Origin of the sequence: Marinobacter nitratireducens (genome assembly GCF_000708045.1) — a bacterium.
In the GTDB taxonomy this organism is placed as follows: domain Bacteria; phylum Pseudomonadota; class Gammaproteobacteria; order Pseudomonadales; family Oleiphilaceae; genus Marinobacter; species Marinobacter nitratireducens.
The window spans coordinates 75,510-94,479 of record NZ_ANIE01000009.1 but is presented as its reverse complement, the minus strand read 5'-3'; the positions used below and the strand labels follow the sequence as shown (position 1 = coordinate 94,479).

At 58.5% G+C, this 18,970-nt stretch carries 16 protein-coding genes; 9 read left to right on the top strand and 7 right to left on the bottom strand.

Annotation, left to right across the window (positions count from 1 at the left end):
• The first annotated feature begins 8 nt into the window (after window positions 1-8).
• From nirB to D777_RS14535, 4 genes are all read left to right on the top strand, one after another.
• Entirely contained in the window at window positions 9-2,516 is a 2,508-nt protein-coding gene (gene nirB, locus D777_RS14550) for a nitrite reductase large subunit NirB (RefSeq protein ID WP_036133676.1), read from the top strand.
• Between the two features lie 166 nt (window positions 2,517-2,682).
• Window positions 2,683-3,048 (top strand): nitrite reductase small subunit NirD, encoded by a 366-nt coding sequence (gene nirD / locus D777_RS14545; RefSeq protein ID WP_036133673.1) that lies wholly within the window; start codon window positions 2,683-2,685, stop codon window positions 3,046-3,048.
• Between the two features lie 109 nt (window positions 3,049-3,157).
• The gene (locus D777_RS14540; protein ID WP_036133670.1) at window positions 3,158-5,035 is read left to right on the top strand and encodes an MFS transporter; all 1,878 of its coding nucleotides are present in this window, start codon (window positions 3,158-3,160) and stop codon (window positions 5,033-5,035) included.
• A gap of 108 nt (window positions 5,036-5,143) precedes the next feature.
• Window positions 5,144-6,511, top strand: a complete 1,368-nt coding sequence (locus D777_RS14535) for a WS/DGAT/MGAT family O-acyltransferase (RefSeq protein WP_036133667.1) — start codon at window positions 5,144-5,146, stop codon at window positions 6,509-6,511.
• On the opposite strand, the gene D777_RS14530 is transcribed toward D777_RS14535, so the two are convergent.
• Together D777_RS14530 and D777_RS14525 are read right to left on the bottom strand one after the other, a co-directional pair.
• Window positions 6,512-6,919, bottom strand: coding sequence for an NINE protein (locus D777_RS14530; RefSeq protein ID WP_036133664.1), 408 nt, complete (start codon window positions 6,917-6,919; stop codon window positions 6,512-6,514).
• A gap of 161 nt (window positions 6,920-7,080) precedes the next feature.
• Window positions 7,081-8,187 (bottom strand): AraC family transcriptional regulator, encoded by a 1,107-nt coding sequence (locus tag D777_RS14525; protein ID WP_036133661.1) that lies wholly within the window; start codon window positions 8,185-8,187, stop codon window positions 7,081-7,083.
• 222 nt (window positions 8,188-8,409) lie between these two features.
• On the opposite strand from D777_RS14525, the gene D777_RS14520 reads away from it, so the two are divergent.
• The gene (locus D777_RS14520) at window positions 8,410-9,315 is read left to right on the top strand and encodes a metal-dependent hydrolase (protein WP_036133658.1); all 906 of its coding nucleotides are present in this window, start codon (window positions 8,410-8,412) and stop codon (window positions 9,313-9,315) included.
• Window positions 9,316-9,394: 79 nt separating this feature from the next.
• Here the strand turns inward: D777_RS14520 and D777_RS14515 are convergent, their stop codons facing one another.
• The 3 genes from D777_RS14515 to D777_RS14505 all read right to left on the bottom strand — a co-directional run bounded on the left by D777_RS14515 (window position 9,395) and on the right by D777_RS14505 (window position 12,266).
• Window positions 9,395-10,180 carry a class II glutamine amidotransferase gene (locus tag D777_RS14515; protein ID WP_036133655.1) on the bottom strand — a complete coding sequence of 262 codons (786 nt, stop codon included), beginning with the start codon at window positions 10,178-10,180 and terminating at the stop codon, window positions 9,395-9,397.
• 51 nt (window positions 10,181-10,231) lie between these two features.
• Complete coding sequence (locus D777_RS14510; protein WP_036133653.1) at window positions 10,232-11,338, bottom strand: GGDEF domain-containing protein; 1,107 nt, start codon at window positions 11,336-11,338, stop codon at window positions 10,232-10,234.
• A gap of 112 nt (window positions 11,339-11,450) precedes the next feature.
• Window positions 11,451-12,266, bottom strand: coding sequence for an SDR family NAD(P)-dependent oxidoreductase (locus tag D777_RS14505; protein WP_036133650.1), 816 nt, complete (start codon window positions 12,264-12,266; stop codon window positions 11,451-11,453).
• Window positions 12,267-12,494: 228 nt separating this feature from the next.
• On the opposite strand from D777_RS14505, the gene D777_RS14500 reads away from it, so the two are divergent.
• Window positions 12,495-12,953, top strand: coding sequence for an NfeD family protein (locus D777_RS14500; protein WP_036133647.1), 459 nt, complete (start codon window positions 12,495-12,497; stop codon window positions 12,951-12,953).
• Between the two features lie 3 nt (window positions 12,954-12,956).
• Complete coding sequence (locus D777_RS14495; RefSeq protein WP_036133644.1) at window positions 12,957-13,994, top strand: SPFH domain-containing protein; 1,038 nt, start codon at window positions 12,957-12,959, stop codon at window positions 13,992-13,994.
• Between the two features lie 5 nt (window positions 13,995-13,999).
• Here D777_RS14495 and yfbR read toward each other — a convergent pair whose 3' ends face one another.
• Both yfbR and D777_RS14485 read right to left on the bottom strand, forming a co-directional pair.
• Window positions 14,000-14,593: a 5'-deoxynucleotidase gene (yfbR, locus tag D777_RS14490; protein ID WP_036133641.1), complete on the bottom strand. Its 594-nt coding sequence runs from the start codon at window positions 14,591-14,593 to the stop codon at window positions 14,000-14,002.
• Window positions 14,594-14,604: 11 nt separating this feature from the next.
• Window positions 14,605-17,445, bottom strand: coding sequence for a DUF748 domain-containing protein (locus D777_RS14485; RefSeq protein ID WP_036133640.1), 2,841 nt, complete (start codon window positions 17,443-17,445; stop codon window positions 14,605-14,607).
• 156 nt (window positions 17,446-17,601) lie between these two features.
• Between D777_RS14485 and pdxH the strand changes: the two genes are divergently transcribed.
• The gene (gene pdxH, locus D777_RS14480) at window positions 17,602-18,237 is read left to right on the top strand and encodes a pyridoxamine 5'-phosphate oxidase (RefSeq protein WP_036134391.1); all 636 of its coding nucleotides are present in this window, start codon (window positions 17,602-17,604) and stop codon (window positions 18,235-18,237) included.
• Window positions 18,206-18,970, top strand: coding sequence for a 4'-phosphopantetheinyl transferase family protein (locus D777_RS14475; protein WP_036133637.1), 765 nt, complete (start codon window positions 18,206-18,208; stop codon window positions 18,968-18,970). The genes pdxH and D777_RS14475 overlap by 32 nt, the downstream gene beginning before the upstream one ends.

Genomic DNA, 18,970 nt, shown 5'->3' with positions numbered 1-18,970 from the left:
ACAACACCATGAGCAAGAAAAACCTGATCGTTATCGGTAACGGTATGGTTGGCCACCACTTCCTTGAGCAGTTCGCTGCCTCAGACGCCGCGGGCCGCTTCGACATCACCGTGTTCGGTGAGGAGAAACAACTGGCCTATGACCGGGTCCACCTGTCGGAATACTTCACTGGCTCCACCCACGCCGATCTCGCCATGGGCACGGCCGAGTGGTATGCGGAGCAGGGCATTGAATTGCGACTCAATGAACAGGTCACCGAGATCGACCGGGAGAACAAAGTTGTCTCCACGCCGCAAGGCACCTATCACTATGACGAACTGGTGCTGGCCACGGGTTCCTATCCGTTCGTACCCCCCATTGAGGGCCGCGAGCACCCGGCCTGTTTTGTCTACCGCACTCTGGAGGATCTGGATGCCATTCGGGCCAGTGCCCAGGAAGGCAAGACTGGCGTCGTCGTCGGTGGCGGCCTGCTCGGGCTGGAAGCCGCCAACGCCCTGAAAAGCCTTGGCCTGGATGCCCACGTGGTGGAATTTGCGCCACGCCTGATGCCGGTGCAGCTTGATGACGATGGCGGCGCCGTGCTGCGCCATAAGATTGAGGAGCTGGGTGTTCAGGTACACACCGAGAAGGCCACCACAGCGATCATCAAGGGCGAGGAAGCCCGACTGCGGATGAACTTCAGTGACGACAGCCATCTGGAAACCGACCTGATCGTGTTTTCCGCCGGCATCCGTCCGCAGGATACCCTGGCTCGCCAGTGTGGACTCGACATCGGCGAGCGCGGCGGCATCGTCATTGATAATCAGTGCGCCACTTCCGACCCGCACATCCACGCCATCGGCGAATGCGCGCTCTGGAACCAGCGGATTTTCGGCCTGGTCGCGCCCGGCTACACCATGGCACGAACCCTGTCTTCCGCGTTGAATGAGGACAAGGACGCCGCCTTCACCGGCGCCGACATGAGTACCAAGCTGAAGCTGTTGGGCGTCGATGTGGGGTCCATCGGTGATGCCCACGGTCAAACCCCAGGCGCCCGCAATATCCGTTACAACGACGAACAGGCCGGTCACTATCGCCGCATGGTGGTCAGCAGCGACGGCAAGAAACTGCTGGGCGCCATTCTCGTCGGTGACAACAGCTACTACGACACTCTGCTGCAATACGCGCTGAACGGCATCGATCTTCCGGAAAATGCCGAAAGCCTGATCCTTCCGGAGAGCCAGGGCGGGGCGCCGGCCCTGGGCCCGGATGCGCTTCCGGAAACCGCCTCCATCTGTTCCTGCCACAACGTCACCAAGGGCGATATTTGTGGCGCCATCGACGCCGGCTGTACGGATCTGGGTGGCGTAAAAGGCGAGACCAAGGCGAGTACGGGCTGTGGCGGATGTGCCGCTCTGCTCAAGAACGTGGTGGACAGCGAACTGGAAAAACGCGGCGTGGAAGTCAGCAAGGATATCTGCGAGCACTTTCCCTACAGCCGCCAGGAACTGTTCCATCTGGTACAGGTCAACGGCATCCGCTCGTTCCGCTCCCTGATCCGCCAGCACGGTAAAGGTCATGGCTGCGACATCTGCAAGCCGGCGGTGGGCTCCATTCTCGCCACCTGCTGGAACGATCACATTCTGGCGTCGGACCATGTTCCGCTGCAGGACACCAACGACACCTTCATGGCCAACATGCAGAAGAACGGCACCTATTCCATCGTGCCGCGGGTGCCCGGTGGTGAAATCACCCCGGACAAGCTGATCGTGCTGGGTCAGGTCGCCAAGGAATATGACCTCTATACCAAGATTACCGGTGGGCAACGGGTGGATCTGTTCGGCGCCACTCTGAGCCAGTTGCCGGAGATCTGGGAAAAGCTCATCGCCGCCGGATTCGAGACCGGCCACGCCTATGGCAAATCCCTGCGTACAGTGAAGTCCTGTGTCGGCAGCACCTGGTGCCGCTACGGGGTGCAGGACAGTGTCGGCATGGCCATCCACCTGGAGAACCGCTACAAGGGGCTGCGCGCGCCCCACAAGATCAAGCTGGCCGTGTCCGGTTGTACCCGGGAATGCGCCGAGGCCCAGAGCAAGGATATCGGCGTGATCGCAACCGACAAGGGCTGGAACCTGTATGTCTGCGGTAACGGCGGTATGCGCCCGCGGCATGCCGACCTCTTTGCCACGGATCTCAGCGATGAGGAACTTATTCGTACCATTGATCGGGTGTTGATGTTCTATGTGCGCACGGCCGACCGGCTGCAGCGCACCAGTGTCTGGATGGAAAATCTGGAAGGGGGTCTGGACTATCTGAAACAGGTGGTGCTGGAAGACAGCCTCGGTATTGGCGAGGAGCTGGAACAGCACATGGAAGAAATCGTCGGCACTTACCAGTGTGAGTGGAAGACGGCGGTGGAGGATCCGGAGAAGCGCAAGCGGTTCCGGGAGTTTGTGAATGCGCCGGAGAAGAAGGATCCGGTGCAGGAGTGGACCACCGAGCGAGATCAGCGGCGGCCGGTGCTTGAGTCGGCCTGAGTTTTTACTTTGGGAGTGGGCGCGGGGTATGGGGTGCCTTTCCTTCGGGAAAAACAACTCGCTGCGCTCAGACATTTTTTCCCTGCGCAAAGACACCCCATACCCCACGCTTAGCGAACTCCGTGGGACGACTAACAACTGAATTTTTGGAGAATTGGAGAGGACTATGAAAGCACGTACTCGTTGGGATGTGGTTTGTTCGGTCAGTGATCTGGTGCCGGATTCTGGTGTGGCGGTCTGGACGGAAGACGGACCGGTGGCGGTGTTTTATGTGCCGGATCGGCTGCCGGCGCTGTTTGCGATCAGTCATACCGATCCGTTCAGCGGTTCGAATGTGCTGGCACGGGGGATTACCGGGGACCTGAAAGGCGAGCCGGTGGTGGCTTCGCCGTTGTACAAGCAGCACTTCAGTCTCCGTTCAGGGCAATGCCTGGAGGATGAGTCTGTGAAGGTAACGGTCTATCCCGTGCTGCTCGATGGTGATCAGATTCGTCTGCAGGTGCCGGTGGCTCAAGCCGAGGTTGCTGCCTGAGTTTTTTCGGGGTTTCAGGAGCTTGAACGCTCCTGGGCTCTATTGACCACCCCGGCAGGCGCGGGTAGTCTGCGGCGAACTCTTCAGGGATTTGGAGTGCCTCAGGCGTATGGAAGATCACAGTCAGTTTCGTTTGCTGTCCGAGCGACGGTTCCTTCCGTTTTTCACGACCCAGTTTGCCGGGGCCTTTAACGACAACCTGTTCAAGAATGCACTGCTGTTGCTGGTGACCTATAACGCTGGCGGCCTGTTTGGGCTGTCGGCGGATGTGGTGGTGAACCTGGCAGCCATGCTGTTTATTCTTCCCTTCTTCCTGTTCTCTGCCATTGCCGGTCAGGTGGCCGACCGCTATGAAAAGGCCGGAGTGATCCGATGGATCAAGTTTGCCGAGGTTGTGATCATGGGCACCGCGGCAGTTGGTCTCTGGTATGGCTGGCATGAGCTGTTGCTGCTTCTGCTGTTTCTCACCGGGGTGCAATCGGCGTTCTTCGGGCCGGTGAAGTACGCAATCCTGCCTCAGGCACTGAAAGAATCCGAGCTGGTGGGAGGTAACGCCCTGGTGGAGATGGGCACGTTCGTGGCCATTCTTCTGGGTACGCTGGTGGCCGGTGTGATGATGAAAGCGTCCGCGCCGGGACCCGTGGTCGCCATAGCCGTGGCGGTGCTGGCGATAATCGGGTTGGCAGCAGCCCTGAAAATCCCGAAAGCCGAACCCGCAGCCCCGGATCTCCGTATCCGCTTCCGGCCCTTGAAGGAAACCTGGAAACTGATGGCCATTGCCCGGGACAACCATGCGGTTTTCCTGAGCATCATGGCAATCTCCTGGTTCTGGTTTCTCGGCGCAGCCTACCTGACCCAGTTTCCAAACTTTGCCAAGACCAACCTGCTGGGTGATGAGACCGTTGTCACCATCCTGCTCGCCATATTTACCATCGGCATTGCCGCAGGTTCCGTGGCCTGTGAGAGACTATCCGGTCACAAGATCGAACTGGGTATCGTACCCATCGGTTCCATCGGCCTGAGTTTCTTCGGCATTGACCTGTACCTGAACATTCCCGATCAGCCGATTCCGTCGGACTGGTGGATGATTATCACCGATCCGCACTACCGTCAGGTGGCTATTGACCTGCTGGCTGTTGGCATTTTCGGCGGACTGTTTATCGTGCCGCTCTATGCCTATGTGCAACAGCAAACGCCAGCGGATACCCGGGCCCGGGTGATTGCCGCCCTGAACATTTTCAATGCCCTGTTCATGGTGGTCAGCGCCCTGCTGGGCATGTTGATGTTGGGCCTGTTCGGGCTCGATATTCCCGAGTTTTTCCTGGTGCTGTCGATCATGAACCTGGTGGTTGCCGGGTATGTATACCAGCAGGTTCCGGACTTCGCTCTGCGCTTTGTGATCTGGGTGTTGTCTCACACGATCTACCGGGTGACTCATCACGACCTGGATCGGATTCCCGAAGAGGGGCCAGTCCTTCTGGTGTGCAATCATGTGTCCTACATGGATGCCCTGGTGATTGCCGGCGCCGTTCGTCGCCCGGTGCGCTTCGTGATGGACCACAACATCTTCAAAACGCCGGTCATGGGTAGTTTCTTCCGCCTTGCCAAAACCATTCCCATCGGCCCCAAAGCCAAGGTCCCGGAGATCTATGATGCCGCCTTTGATCGCATCGATGAGGAACTCGCCGCCGGCCATGTCGTCTGTATTTTCCCTGAAGGCAGGCTGACCAAAGACGGAGAAGTAGACACCTTTCGCCCCGGCATCGACAGGATTCTAGAGCGCCGCGCCGTGCCGGTGGTTCCCATGGCCTTGCGCGGATTATGGGGCAGCTTTTTCAGTCACTGTGGTGGCCCGGCCTTCAGTCATTGGCCGCGTCGTTTCTGGTCTCGAATCCATCTGTTAGCCGATCGCCCGATGCCTGCTGAACAGGCAAATGCGCAGGCACTTGAAGCGCGGGTCAAAACGCTTCGCGGTACCCAAACCTGAATCGCGGCAGGGTCACCGTACTCACCGCGGCTCTTGTGCTTTGGGTCAATCACGTCTGAGAAAACCTGTTGTAGACTCGGGACCAAAACCAATAACAAGGTACGTGCTGTGAGACCTCTAAGCCCAAGCGATCAGCTTTTTCTCTGGCTGGAAAAGCGCCAGCAACCCATGCACGTTGGCGGCCTTCAGCTGTTTTCATTCCCGGACAACGCCCCCGATGATTACGTTGCCCAGCTGGCCAGTCAGCTGAGGGAATATTTACGCGTCACGCCACCGTTCAATCAGCGACTGACCTACAAACTTGGGCAACCGCACTGGGTGACCGATGAACACCTCGACCTGGAGCATCATTTCCGATTCGAAGCTCTGCCTACCCCGGGCCGGGTCCGGGAACTTCTGGCGTTTGTCTCGGCGGAGCACTCCCACCTGATGGACCGGGAACGCCCGATGTGGGAAGTGCACCTGATCGAGGGCCTGCAGGACCGGCAATTCGCCCTGTACACAAAGGTGCATCATTCGCTGGTGGATGGGGTATCCGCTATGCGCATGGTGACCCGCATGCTGAGCCAGGACCCGGCCGAGAACGGCATGCCTCCGATCTGGGCGATGCCACCGCGGGAACGCGCTTCCAGGGACGACGGCGGACCATCGCTGTGGCGCAGTGTCAGCCATCTGCTGGGCACATCCGGAAAACAGCTGGGCACCATTCCGACCGTGGCGAAAGAACTGCTGAAGACTGTTAACCAGGCCCGAAAGGATCCAGCCTATGACTCGATCTTTCACGCTCCAAGAAGTGTACTGAACCAGAAGATTACGGGCTCCCGGCGTTTTGCCGCCCAGTCCTATTGCCTGAAACGCATCCGCAAAGTCTGCGAAGCCTATGGCACAACGGTGAACGACGTGGTGACCGCCATGTGCGCTTCGGCCTTGCGAACCTACCTGATGAACCAGGATGCGCTACCAGAGAAACCACTGGTAGCCATGGTGCCGGTCTCTCTGCGACGGGACGACAGCGACGGCGGCAACCAGGTGGGCGTGATCCTGGCCAATCTGCACACTGATGAGCCTAACGCCGGCGAACGGCTGGTGAAGATTCATCAGGGTATGGAAGAAGCCAAGGACCGCTACCGGCACATGTCACCGGAAGAAATCATCAATTACACCGCGCTGACACTGGCACCCGCCGCCTTTCACCTGCTCACCGGCATGGCGCCGAACTGGCAGACCTTCAATGTGGTGATTTCGAACGTACCAGGCCCGAAAGAAACGTGCTATTGGAACGGCGCCAAGCTTGAGGGCATGTACCCGGTCTCCATCGCCATGGACAGACTGGCTCTGAACATGACCCTGACCAGCTATAAAGACCAGGTCGAGTTCGGCCTCATAGGCTGCCGCCGAACCCTGCCCAGCCTGCAACGCATGCTGGACGGGTTGGAGGAGGGACTAGCCGACCTCGAAGCTGCCGCGGGGCTGTAATCAACCGAAACGGCGCTCCTCGTTACGAATGGAGATCTGGTCGTTCAGCGTCCAGAAATCATAAAGAATACCGAGCAGGAAAAAGCCGCCGGTAAACAGGTAGATAATGCCGGTGATCCACTTACCCATGTACATCCGGTGGATACCGAACACCCCGAGGAAGGTCAGCAATAACCAGCCGATGTTGTAGCTGACTTCCCCTTCCCGAAACCGCAGATCCGCTTCCCGGTCCATGGATGGAATCAGGAACAGGTCGATAATCCAGCCAATAAAGAACAAGCCCAGCGTAAAGAACCAGATGGTGCCGGTGACGGGTTTGCCGTAATAGAAACGGTGCGACCCGAGGAATCCGAAGATCCAGAGCAGGTAGCCGAAGACTTTACTGTGGGTGTCTGGTTTGGTTGTCATGGTTTGTTTGATCCTCAATTGGTTTGGGGGCTGGCCGGAGGGCACGGAGTGGGGGGATGCTTTTCTGCCGGGAACAAAGGTGTCTGAGCGCAGCGAGTTCTTTTTCCCAGAAGAAAAGCATCGTGCCCCCACTCCAATCAACCCGGCAACTCCCAATCAACTCAGGGCCCAACCTCAGGCGCCGGATCCGGCCCACCCTCGCGAAACTCGGACGCCGACTTCCCGGTCCACTTCCGGAATGCCCGGCTAAAGTTCGACAGGTCCGCATACCCCAGCTCGTAGGCAATCTCGCTCACCGACTGATTGGTGTAACGGAGCAACTGGATGGCCCGGTCTTTCAACACGGATTCCAGGATTTCCCGGTAGCTGGTGTCTTTTTCCGCCAGCCGGCGCTTCAGAGTTCGGGAAGACACGCAGAAGCGCTCTGCCATGGCCTCAAGAGAGGGTAACGGGGCCGGCATCGTACGCAGCATGTTGCGCACCGCGAGGGCGATGTCGCCCTGCTCCTTAAGCGCCTTCTGGAGCTCGAATTCGCATTGATCCCGGGCCATTCTCGACGCTTCAGCATCCGCCAGGCGCATGCGCACATCCAGCAGCGCCTTCGGGAATACCATCATCTCGTCGGCCTGATCGTACTCGAACCTTACCGGGAGCTGACTGGCAAAGTCGCGATAGTACGCCGGCTCGGGCTTACTCAGCTTGACGACCACTCCAGGGAGCTTGCCATCCACCAGCTCAAAACCGTGCCGGGCGGCATCCTCACGATCCAGCAACTGATCGGTCAGCAGGATCAGGGTGGCACTGACCGTTTCGGCCAGGAAAGGGTAGAGTCCCGGAACATCAAAATCGGAGCACAGTTTCACCAGCACTTCACCATCGGTTTCCGACTGGCTCATGCTCAGGAACGGGGCTCTCAGCAGCAGGTAACGGCGCACCGAGTCCAGTGCATCGGCAAAGGTCGGGCTGGTGAGTGCAGCAAAGCCGAGGGTGCCATGGATCGTAAGCCGCAACTCGCGGGCAAGCAGGAAGCTCAGGCCATCCTTTCCGGCCAGGTCCAGAGCGCGCTGGGTCATGAGAATGGCGTCGGTGACAAACACTCGACTGTCGTTCTCCTTGAGATCCTCAGCGGTAAAACTGAGCCCCTCGTAAAGGGGGCGATCGTTATGGCCCAGTTGCCTGACCGTTTCTGCCATGACCCGCATGTAAACACCGGGTACCAGAAACAGTCCCAGCATTTGCCGCTCTTTATCCTCTCCGGGACTTGCCATAGGGATCCTTGGTTTGGGGTTTGGAAAGCACTATATCCTGACTTTAACAGACCCGCGACATTACAACAGTGGGGCCGGCGGCCGGTGTTCACCTGTCAACTAAGCCAATCTTTTGTGTGTTTGTCCCATCCTGAACGGTTGCCGTCCCTTTTTCGCCTTCAACGCAGCCCTCGACTCCCACACACTGAAGCCATGACATCAGCCAAAGTGAGGAGTACACGCATGCTGACCACAAAAACACAGGATAAAACGACCGCTGCACCCTCTGGCGCATCCCAGACACCAGATAACGTCACCATCAAACCGCAACGCATGGGGTTCGAGTTCGACCAGAAGGTGCCCCGTTACTGGCTCGATAACAGTTATACCCTGAGCCACATGATGAATGCCCTGTCTGTTCTTTTCCCCCAGGGTGAGCAATTCTTCGTGGACTCCGTGCGGGCCTACCGCGATCAGATCAAGGATCCCAAACTGAAGGAAGAGGTGCGCGGATTCATTGGCCAGGAGGCCATGCATTCACTGGAGCACATCGCCATGAACCAGCATGTGCGTGATCAGGGGATGCCGGTTGAGGAGATGGAAAAGCATCTGGAAGTTGTGCTCGGCATTGCTAAAAAGCTGCCCAAACGTCACCAGCTGGCGATCACCTGCGCCCTTGAGCACATGACCGCCATGATGGCTGACATGCTGCTGGAGCGCAGCGATGTGCGTGAGGACATGGACGAATCCATGCGTCCACTGTGGGTCTGGCACGCCATTGAGGAAACCGAACACAAGGCGGTGACCTACGATGTGTTCCAGCAGGTCGGCGGCACCTATGCTGAACGCGCCCTCTACCAGGTGTTCACCACCGGCGCCCTGTTCGTGATGGCCAGCTACTTCACCGGCCGGATGATGCTGAATGATCCAAAGCACTTTTCGGTGAAAGACGGCGTCAAAGGCCTCTGGCGCATGTGGGGTAAGGACGGCACCTTCTCCAGTCTGATTCCGACCTGGCTGGAGTACTTCAAGCCAAACTTCCATCCCTGGGATCATGATAACAGCGAACTGATCGGCCGCTTCAAGGCGCAGATCCAGGAGCACATTGCTCCGCAGTACAAAAACGGAAATCGCCGTACCCTCCAGTGATCTGGCAGTGATCTGAGCACCAGCCGGATGCCGGTAGGGAGGGGAACCGGGCGCGGGCAACCGCCCCGGTTCTTTCCGTTCAGGCGTCCGGTTTATCTACGCCACTCGTCACGACCTCCCCCTTGCGCCACAAGCGCCACTCCCCGGGGCAGTATATGTCCCACGACTCATCGGTCGTCAGAGGTTCAGTGACAATCACACTGACAATATCATCGGGCGTGGTTTGCGATTCAAAATCCACTGTGACATCCGCGTCCTTCAGCCGGGCCGGACCAAAGGGAGCTCTCCGGGTGATGCTGGCCATCTTGGTGGTGCAATAGGTAAATAGCCAGTCGCCGTTACTCAATAGCAGGTTGAACACGCCTTCGCTGGCGTAGGCCCTGGAGAGGCGAACCAGGCGATCAACGATCTCTTCGGTCGTGGTATCACGATGGCAATAGCGCCGAAGATGATTGAGGATGTCACAGAACAGCGCCTCACTGTCGGTACTGCCTACCGGTTCGTAAAAGCCTTCACTGGCCTGGAACGCTGACAACTGGCCGTTGTGAGCAAACACCCAGTAGCGCCCCCACAATTCGCGCATGAACGGGTGAGTATTGGCCAGACAGATATCGCCGACGTTTGCCTGACGAATGTGGCAAATTGCCACTTCACTTTTGATCGGGTGGGTCTGCACCACCTCGGCCAGCCGGGAATTGGCGCTGGCATCAGAATCGTGAAATGCACGCACGCCCTTGCCCTCGTAGAAGGCAACGCCCCAGCCATCCCGGTGGGGGCCGGTATCACCACCGCGTCGGGTCAGCCCGGTAAAACTGAAGCAGAGGTCGGTTGGGGTATTGGCGCTCATGGCCAGCAATTCACACATGATGCAGGATCAGCCCTGAAGGTTAGTCGTCCACCCTCAAGGATACCCGAATCACTGTGGGCTGCCAGCCAGCAAGTCACCTTGATGCAGGGGGGCGCCGCTTTCAGCCCGAGCCACCCGGTTTCTGCCAGAGCGTTTACCGCTGTACAGGCAACGGTCAGCAACGCTGAACAGCGTTTCCGGTTCGCGACCATGATCCGGCCACTGGGCAATACCGAAGGACGCCGTCACCCGGACATCGGCTTCACCGTAATTCATGGTTCGGGAGGCAATTCGCTGGCGTAGCTCATCCATCAGCTCGAAAGCATCGGCCGGCTTCACATCTCGCAGCACCAGCCCAAACTCCTCGCCACCGATCCGCCCCACCGAGTCGGTTCCGCGCAATCGCTCGTTCAGGATACCGGCGATGTGTTTAAGGACGTGGTCACCCGCATCATGGCCAAGGGTGTCGTTGACTACTTTGAAGTGATCAATATCCATCACCACCAGCGCGAAGCCCGTGCCACTGCGCTCACACTCAGCGATGGTCCGGCTCAGCGTACTCTGGAAGCTACTGCGATTGGCCAGGCCAGTCAGGGCATCGGTCTGGGCCATATCCACAAGGCGCTGCTCCGCCTCCTCCCGCTTCACTTCATAGAGGTGGATAAACCACTGCATCAGAGCACCACAGAGGACCAGGTTCAGCAGGTCGATCATGCGGCTGGCCGAGCCCACATTCCCCAGATGAATGAAATAGATCACGCCCCCGAGCACCATGAAAGGTATGCTCAGGATCATTCCTTCATGCTTGCCGAGCAACAGGTACGCCAATACTGGCATCATCAAAACCCACACGAACGCCGCCACGGAAGCCTGCGGTAACACCATGATGATCAAGAAAAAGGAAAACAGCGTCACAAGGTAGACGTAGATCCATTGTTGCAGGTGCGGCGTGGTGCGCAGGCGGACAAGACCATAGAACAACGTGGCGGAAGCCGATAACTCAAGAGCCCCTACCCACCAGTAACCGTTGAGGATCTGCAGGCACGCAAACGGAAGCAGTGCAGCACCGGTAACACCGAAAAGCACACGCATCAATGCGCGGCGATGACTGTCGCGAAGACCCGAGCGGCTATGCTCAAGCGTAGCCACCAGGTCCGTGTGGCGAGGGCAATTCATGCTGGTTCTTCCCTAATCCCTGGAAAACAGCAAGTATAGGACGTTTTCGCTGTATGTAAAATGTACAGCGGGCTGAGAGGGGACCCTCAACCCGCCATTGAGCAGGCATTACTCAGACATACAGGTTTTTGCGGGAAAAGCGCGCCACCAGGGGCTGATAGGCGGAGCCCAGCAGGCGGTTTATGGCTTCGATGCCCCAGGCATCCGGTCCGACCAGAATCCGGGACTCGTCCTTAAGAATCCCTTTGACAATAATCTGCGCCGCCTTTTCCGGCGTGGTCATGGCAAGCTTATCGAATCCCTTGCGCTGGGCATCCGCATTCTCGGATTTACCCATTCGGGCCGCATTCGCGATGTTTGTGCGAATACCACCGGGATGAACACAGCTGACTGACACCGGCTGGTTCTCCAGCTGCATTTCCTGGCGCAGGGACTCGGTGAAGCCCCGAACGGCAAATTTGGCGGCGTTGTAGGCGCTCTGCTTGGGCACGCCAATCAGGCCGAATACACTCGAGATGTTAACAACATGGCCGTCGCCAGAGGCGATCAGATGTGGCAGGAAGGCACGGGTACCGTGGGCCACACCCCAGAAATCGATATCCATGACCCATTTGAAGTCGTCGTCGGTCATTTCACGAACCGTGGCTGACAAAGCCACGCCAGCGTTGTTAATGACCAGATTAACCTGACCGAAGTCTTTGTTTACAGCCTCGGCATGGGCATAGATCGCATCACGGTCAGAGACATCCAGATAGTAGCTCTTCACCTCGGAGCCTTTGAGCGCCTTTACCGTTTCAGCAAGCCCTTCCTTGTTGACGTCCGAGACGGCCAGACGGCATCCACGCTCCGCCAGCGCCAGAGCAAGTGCACGGCCAATACCGGAACCTGCACCGGTGACAACCGCAACCTTGTTATTAAGATCCTTCATGGTCTGTGACCTCTTGTTGGTTTTGCATCCGGGAAAGCACAACAGCCACCCTGTATTAAAGCAAATACTCTAACAATTGCCCGAGTCCTGAACATGGCTCAACAAAGCGTCTGACAAAGGCACTACGGTCACCTCTGACGCGCCGGCAGGTTTTGGGTACAATCAGCGTTCGTCCATGCCTGTCCGGCCAGGGCGCCAATCTAGTCCACCGCAGAACGGAACCTGTTTATGGAATGGAGTCTCACGCATTTCTGGCTCATCCTCGCCCTCGTACTGGGCCTGGCCGAACTGACGTCCGGCGTGCTTTTGCTGCTGGCCCTGGCGATTGCGTCTGCACTGACAGCAGGCCTGGCCTTCCTCGATCTGTCGTTCGAATGGCAGCTGGTTGGCATGGGTGTCTTTTCCGGCATTCTGGTGCCCGTCGCCATTCGCTGGATTCGTCCCAGGTTTTCACCCAGGGGTGTGGCCTATGGCACCACCGGCACCGGCGTGGAGCAGGGGCAGCGTTACCGGACCCTGAAACGCGACTTTGATGGTGCCGTCGGCATCAAGATCAACGGCGATTTCTACCGTGTAAAAGTCAGCGATAGCGGGATCAGTGACTTACCGGAGAACACCGAGGTCGTTTTTCAATACTTTGACGGCACCACCGCCGTTGTCAGGACACCCTCTCACAAGGAGCAGTAACCCATGTTGTCTTTTCTCACGCCCGGGCTGGTGATCAGCCTCGTTTTTGTCATTGTTGGCATTTTCATCATTGCCAAGGGGCTGGTCATCGTACGCCAGTCAGAGGTCATGGTGATTGAGCGCCTAGGGTCCTTTAATCGGGTTCTGGAAAGTGGCGTCAACATCATCATTCCCTTCATCGAGCGGCCCCGCCCGATCTCCATGATCCGGTATGTCCGAATGGGTGAGGAATATCACCCGGTGAGCAGCGACGAAATCCGCATCGATCGTCGTGAGACGGTTATGGACTTCCCCGGCCAGCCGGTGGTGACCACCGATAACGTTACCGTGACCATCAACGGTGCCCTCTACTACCAGATCATCGATCCACGCCGCGCGGTGTACGAAGTGGCCAACATGAGCCAGGCGGTGGAAGTACTGGCCAAGACCACCCTGCGTTCGGTGGTGGGCAAGATGGAACTGGACAAGCTGTTCGAATCCCGTAGTGAGGTCAACAACGCCATCCAGGCGGAGATGGAAGAGCCGGCTTCCAAATGGGGCGTCAAGCTGACCCGTGTCGAGGTTCAGGACATCAGCATGCCGGAGGAAGTCGAGGAAGCGATGCGCTTGCAGATGGCGGCCGAGCGTCGTCGTCGGGCAACCGTGACCGAGGCGGAAGGCGAAAAGGCAGCCGCCATTGCCATGGCCCAGGGTCAGCGTGAATCTGCCATCCTGAATGCCCAGGGCGACAAGGAATCTGCAATCCTGCGGGCGCAGGGCGAACAGGAATCCATCCGCCTGGTGCTCAGCGCCATGGGCGATACCGAAGAGAACAAGCAGACAGTTATCGGCTACCTGCTCGGGCAAAGCTACATCAAAGCACTGCCGACCATGGCCAAGGACGGAGAGCGGGTATTCGTGCCGTACGAATCTTCAGCTCTGCTGGGTTCCATGGGCATGTTCCGCGAACTGACAGGCTCACCGGAAGACGCTGTCCGCCATGCCCTGCAAAAGGATGGCCTGCGCGGTGGTGTGGTCGGCTCTGCCGCCAGCAATGGCTGAGGCGATCACTCAAGGAGGTTGTCGAGAGGTTGCTCGTAACTGGGCGCGAATACATCCATGAAGTAGGCCACCTCCCGCAGCCCTTCCTGTTCGAGCCGGTGCCGGATCTGTTCCGCGGCCGGCTCGAATTCTCGGTTACCCGCCCGGATTTCAGCCTGGCACTTCAGCCAAGCCGACAGCCGATCCGCGGCCTTGATAAGCTCCTTGTCCTCCGCCGGTAGCTGAGACTCCCGGACATATGGCGAGAAATCCTCACGCAAATCGTCGGGCAGCAAGGCCAGCAGTTCAGCTTCCGCCTTGTGCTCAATATCGCCAAACGCCTCCCGCATCACACGTGAATGGTATTTGACCGGTGTTGGCATGTCCCCAGTGATGACCTCAGTGGCATCGTGGTAAAGCGCCGCCGCCGCAATGCGGTCCGCATTCACCTGGCCGCCGAAATGACGGTTACGTATCAATGCCAGGGCATGAGCCAGGGTGGCCACTTCCCAGGAGTGCGTCGCCACGTTTTCTTCAATGGCATTGCGCATCAGCCCCCAACGCTTGATCCAGCGTAAGCGGGAGACGTACGCAAAAAAATGACTGATTGCCTGTCCCATGACCTCAACCTTTAACGGACATCCAGAGTGAACTCTACAATGACATCCCCGCTGTCACCCACGCTGGCGTTTCGTGACGGATCCAGCAGGAACAGTTGGTTTGAGGGCACCGCATGGGTGTCCTGCAACAGCCTTCTCACCTCCACCCCGCGTGAGGTCGCCAGATTATTGAGGGTTTCCGGAGGAAGGTTCCGCTCACCCGCCAGGTAAGCTTCCCGTGCCGCGGCCCATTGGGTATCGGACAGCGTCTGCCCACCCCGGGTCAGGTTCTCGCGCAGCAGCGCCAGCCCGTCAGCTTCCGGCGATACACCACCACGGATATTAAGCAACAGGTCAGGGCGCTCACGCAGGGCATCGGCCAGGGCCGACAGCTTCTCCGCCTCGCCCTCGGCCAGCGCCACAGTCCCTGGCGTGAAACTGACCATGCCCAGTTCCTCGCCACTCAGGCCAGCCATTTCGGCGATCGAGCCGAGCATACTGAACGGGGAAGCGGCGGCCTTCACCAACAGATTTACGAAGGCCCGCATCGCCACCTTGCCCACGCTGAAATCCGGATCCGAGAGGTCACCACTGATCGGCAGATCCACCTCAATCACCCCATCGGTATCCCGAAGCAGGGCCAAACCCAGCTGTACCGGCGCATTCACTGCATCCTCGCTGGCAACCGCCTGGCCCAGCGCCAGCTGATCCAGCACGACAATGTTGTCAGCCTCGATGTTGGTACCGGCGATTTTGTAGTCCAGATCCAGGTCCAGTTTACCGCTGTCCACGCCATAGCCCAGGTACCGCCCGAAATAGGGGGAAAGCACCGGCAGGGAGAGGTCATTCATGCTGAGCTTCAGATCACTGAGATCTTCGGTACCGAGAGTACCGATGGTGCCCTGGAAATCGAGGTTGGCAACACTGTCCACGCGCCCTTTGATGGCAACCTTACCCTCTTGGGGAGGAATGTTGCTCAGACCGGTGATGGAACCATTCAGCTCGTCCAGCGATGTGGTAAAGGCCGGATTGAGGGTTCGATCCGTGTATGACACCGCACCGTCCTCAAGCAGAACCTGACCAATTCGGAAAATGAACCCGGCCTCGGCATTGGCGTTGGAATTGGCATCGTCTGCTGTCTGGGCGTCGGTATCTGAGCTACCCGCCCGCGCAATGCGCTCGACATTGTGAACACTGTCTGCACCACGGACGATATTGGCCGCAGGCCGGCTGAGGGTAACCGTACCAATTTCCAGCCGGGCCGGATTGACGTTGTACTCGATCGGGGACAGCCGCAGAGTCTGCCAAGACAACAGCCCACCCTCAGCCTCCGGCAAACCAACGGCGAAACTCTCGACCTGAGCGGTGCCGCTGAAGGTACCGGTCAACGGCGTCTGCTGGGCATCCAGATCCAGATTACCGTCAAGCCCCAGCACACCTCCGTTCAACGCCAGATTGGCGCCTTCCTGAAGATAGCGTTCAAACGTTGCCAGCTCTATCCCCGAGCCCGAAATCGCTGCTTCAAGGGTAAAAGGTTGCGGCGTGACCTGTCCCCTGGCCGACAGACGCCCCCCACTGGCGATGGCAGCCTGGAAATCGTAGGTGACTGGCTCTTCAAGGTTCTGGCTGAAAGCGCCCGTTTTGAGGGACAGCTGTTCCAGGGCGATATCCGCATCGGTTTCCGGCTGGCGATCCTGCCAGCGGACACGAGCATCGGACAGGTCTATCCCCGACACAGACCAGCGCAGAGCCGGCTCGGAATCTGGCTCTGATGGTGAGGGTTCGGGTTCCGGCTCGGGTTCTCCGGACGCCAGCGGCGCAAGCCAGTCGATGTCACCGTTTTCATTCCGGACCAGAGTAACGTCCAGCTTATCCAGGGATACCTGACCTACCCGGGCATCCATCTGGTTCAGATCAAAAGCGATCTGGTCAATCGACAGGGTGCCGGAGGTCAGACTGGCTGCCTCGGACTCTTCGGTGATGGCCAATGCGACCTCATCCAGGACCAGCTTGCCATCCTCGGTTCTGAGAAAGAGGCCATCGGCCGCCTGAACTTCATAGTCAGAACTCAGTGTCACCCGACCTCCCCGAAGATCGTAGGGTAGGTAAGGCTTCACAAAATGCTCAAGGGTCTCGTAGCCAACATCGGCAATCCGCAGGAAGCCTTTCGAATAGACCGGGTTAACACTGAGATCCCCCTCCCATTCGATGGTCTGGCTGCCAATGGCGGCCAGCAGGTAATAATTGCTCTCCTGGTCATCCCGAGGCCAGGTGGCCAGGTCATTCAGGGTCAGATCCAGCGGGGTCACTCTGAACTCTGCCGGCTCCGACTGGCTGTAATCACGGAATAGCAGCTCACCACCGTCGATGGCAATCTGCCCGAAATACAGCTTCGGGGGCGCAGAGGATTCGTCCTCAGTATCCGAAGCAGGCTGATCCTCTGTCGGATTGTTTTGCTGCCAGTCACGAGCAAAGTTGACGCCATAATCCTCCAGCAGGTCCAGGCGAATGTAGGGTTCCTGCAGCCTGATGGACTGGAACCCGATGATGCCTTGAACCAACTGAAAGGCACTCACATCCACATGCAGATGATCAAAACCCACCACCTGTTCACCGCCCGAATCGGATGCGCTCAGTCCTTCAGTATCCAGGGTCAGCAAAAACGGGTTAAAACGTATATCCGTGACCTCGGATTGCCAGCCCATGCGCTGGCCCAGCTGCTCCGGCAACGTATTCTTCAGCCACCAGGGTACCAGCAGGAAACCGGCCAGGGCGTAGAGAACAACCAGAACCAAAAGCCCGACACCCAGGTTTCTCAACAGGTGACTGCGTTTCTTTCTGGGGCTGACGTCAGACGGTTGGCTCTCGGCCACGGAACTCTCCTCATAGGTGGCGGAATACTTGGGCGGCACGGGCTCTCGGCCCCCTACTAGGATAGTCACTTGCAATGGCTTTTGTCAGCAGACAATGAACCCGATATGCTCAGCTCTCGTATTTGGCTGCAGACAGGTAACCGCGAGGGAAACAATATGGATATCGGTGACATGCGCCGGGATTTCGAGAGCGAAGGGCTCAACCGGGAAGCCCTGGACGACAATCCGGTGCAGCAGTTCCAGCACTGGTTCGAAGATGCCCGGCAGGCAGGGATACTCGAACCCAACGCCATGTCTCTGGCAACGACCGGCGAAGACGGTATGCCGGACCTTCGGACCGTATTGCTGAAATACTTCGACGAAAACGGCTTTGTGTTCTACACCAATTACGGTAGCCGGAAAGCACAGGAAATCGAGGAGAATCCCCGAGCCGCTATCCTGTTCCCCTGGATCGGTCTTAATCGTCAGGTACGTGTTCAGGGTATGGTGGAGAAGGTCAGCAAGGCCGAGTCCCTGCGCTACTTCGCCTCCCGTCCCCGTGGCAGCCAGATTGGTGCCTGGGTGTCTGAGCAGAGCAAGGCAATCACGTCTCGAGGGTTGCTGGAGCAGAAAGTTGCCGAGATCAAGCGCAAGTTCAGTGAGGGGGATGTCCCGCTGCCCAGCTTCTGGGGCGGCTACCGCATTGTTCCCGAGCGCATCGAGTTCTGGCAGGGACGTCCGAGCCGACTGCACGACCGCTTTGAATACGTGAGGGAAGGCGATGGCTGGATCATCCAACGACTCCAGCCCTGATCCGGCGATTTGGCTTTGCCCGCAGGTACACGCCAGCATCGCGACGCCGCCCGACTGGCTGATCAACACGGAAATACACACGGCAGCCCGACTTTCCGGAGCACGCCGGCAGGAATATCTATCCAGCCGCTGGCTGATTCGGCAAGCCATCAGCGGTGCCAGTGGTCGCCCACCGGACTCGTGTCGTCCCGTGTCCGGGAGACCGGTTGCAACCCAGTCACCACCGGGCTGGACGCTGAGCCTAAGCCACAGTCACGGTCTGTGCGCCTGCGCGACCAGCAGGGGCGGTGCGCTCGGACTCGATATCGAACCGGCCCGGCGCCATCCTCAATGGCAGAAAGTGGTTAAACGCTGGTTCACCAGCGGCGAACAATCCTGGTTACTGGAAAGCGACGATCCCACCCATTTTCTCATGGTGTGGACCCTGAAGGAGGCCTGGCTGAAAGCCACTGGACGAGGCATTGCCGGCAACCTCAAGACCCTGGAGGTGAGTTCCGATTTCCGGCTCCGAGGCGACCAGCCGGAAACCGACTGGTATGCCAGCTGTTGCCGGGCAGACGGATTTCTTGTGACACTGGTGTTTCGGGCTGAGCATCCGGATACGGCTCCGGTTATCCACAGGTTCCCGGGTCCGCCGGCCGATCTCGGACTGGCATCCGGAAAACCGGTCAAAGAGAATGCCGAACCGCTGCTTTTCCGCCGGATTCACCCATGCCATCCGCTTAAGGAGTGA

Coding starts and splice junctions, on each gene's coding strand:
- nirB (WP_036133676.1), top strand. CDS start 9: ATGAGCAAGAAAAACCTGATCGTTATCGGTAACGGTATGGTTGGCCAC.
- nirD (WP_036133673.1), top strand. CDS start 2,683: ATGAAAGCACGTACTCGTTGGGATGTGGTTTGTTCGGTCAGTGATCTG.
- D777_RS14540 (WP_036133670.1), top strand. CDS start 3,158: ATGGAAGATCACAGTCAGTTTCGTTTGCTGTCCGAGCGACGGTTCCTT.
- D777_RS14530 (WP_036133664.1), bottom strand. CDS start 6,919: ATGACAACCAAACCAGACACCCACAGTAAAGTCTTCGGCTACCTGCTC.
- D777_RS14525 (WP_036133661.1), bottom strand. CDS start 8,187: ATGGCAAGTCCCGGAGAGGATAAAGAGCGGCAAATGCTGGGACTGTTT.
- D777_RS14520 (WP_036133658.1), top strand. CDS start 8,410: ATGCTGACCACAAAAACACAGGATAAAACGACCGCTGCACCCTCTGGC.
- D777_RS14515 (WP_036133655.1), bottom strand. CDS start 10,180: ATGTGTGAATTGCTGGCCATGAGCGCCAATACCCCAACCGACCTCTGC.
- D777_RS14510 (WP_036133653.1), bottom strand. CDS start 11,338: ATGAATTGCCCTCGCCACACGGACCTGGTGGCTACGCTTGAGCATAGC.
- D777_RS14505 (WP_036133650.1), bottom strand. CDS start 12,266: ATGAAGGATCTTAATAACAAGGTTGCGGTTGTCACCGGTGCAGGTTCC.
- D777_RS14500 (WP_036133647.1), top strand. CDS start 12,495: ATGGAATGGAGTCTCACGCATTTCTGGCTCATCCTCGCCCTCGTACTG.
- D777_RS14495 (WP_036133644.1), top strand. CDS start 12,957: ATGTTGTCTTTTCTCACGCCCGGGCTGGTGATCAGCCTCGTTTTTGTC.
- yfbR (WP_036133641.1), bottom strand. CDS start 14,593: ATGGGACAGGCAATCAGTCATTTTTTTGCGTACGTCTCCCGCTTACGC.
- pdxH (WP_036134391.1), top strand. CDS start 17,602: ATGGATATCGGTGACATGCGCCGGGATTTCGAGAGCGAAGGGCTCAAC.
- D777_RS14475 (WP_036133637.1), top strand. CDS start 18,206: ATGGCTGGATCATCCAACGACTCCAGCCCTGATCCGGCGATTTGGCTT.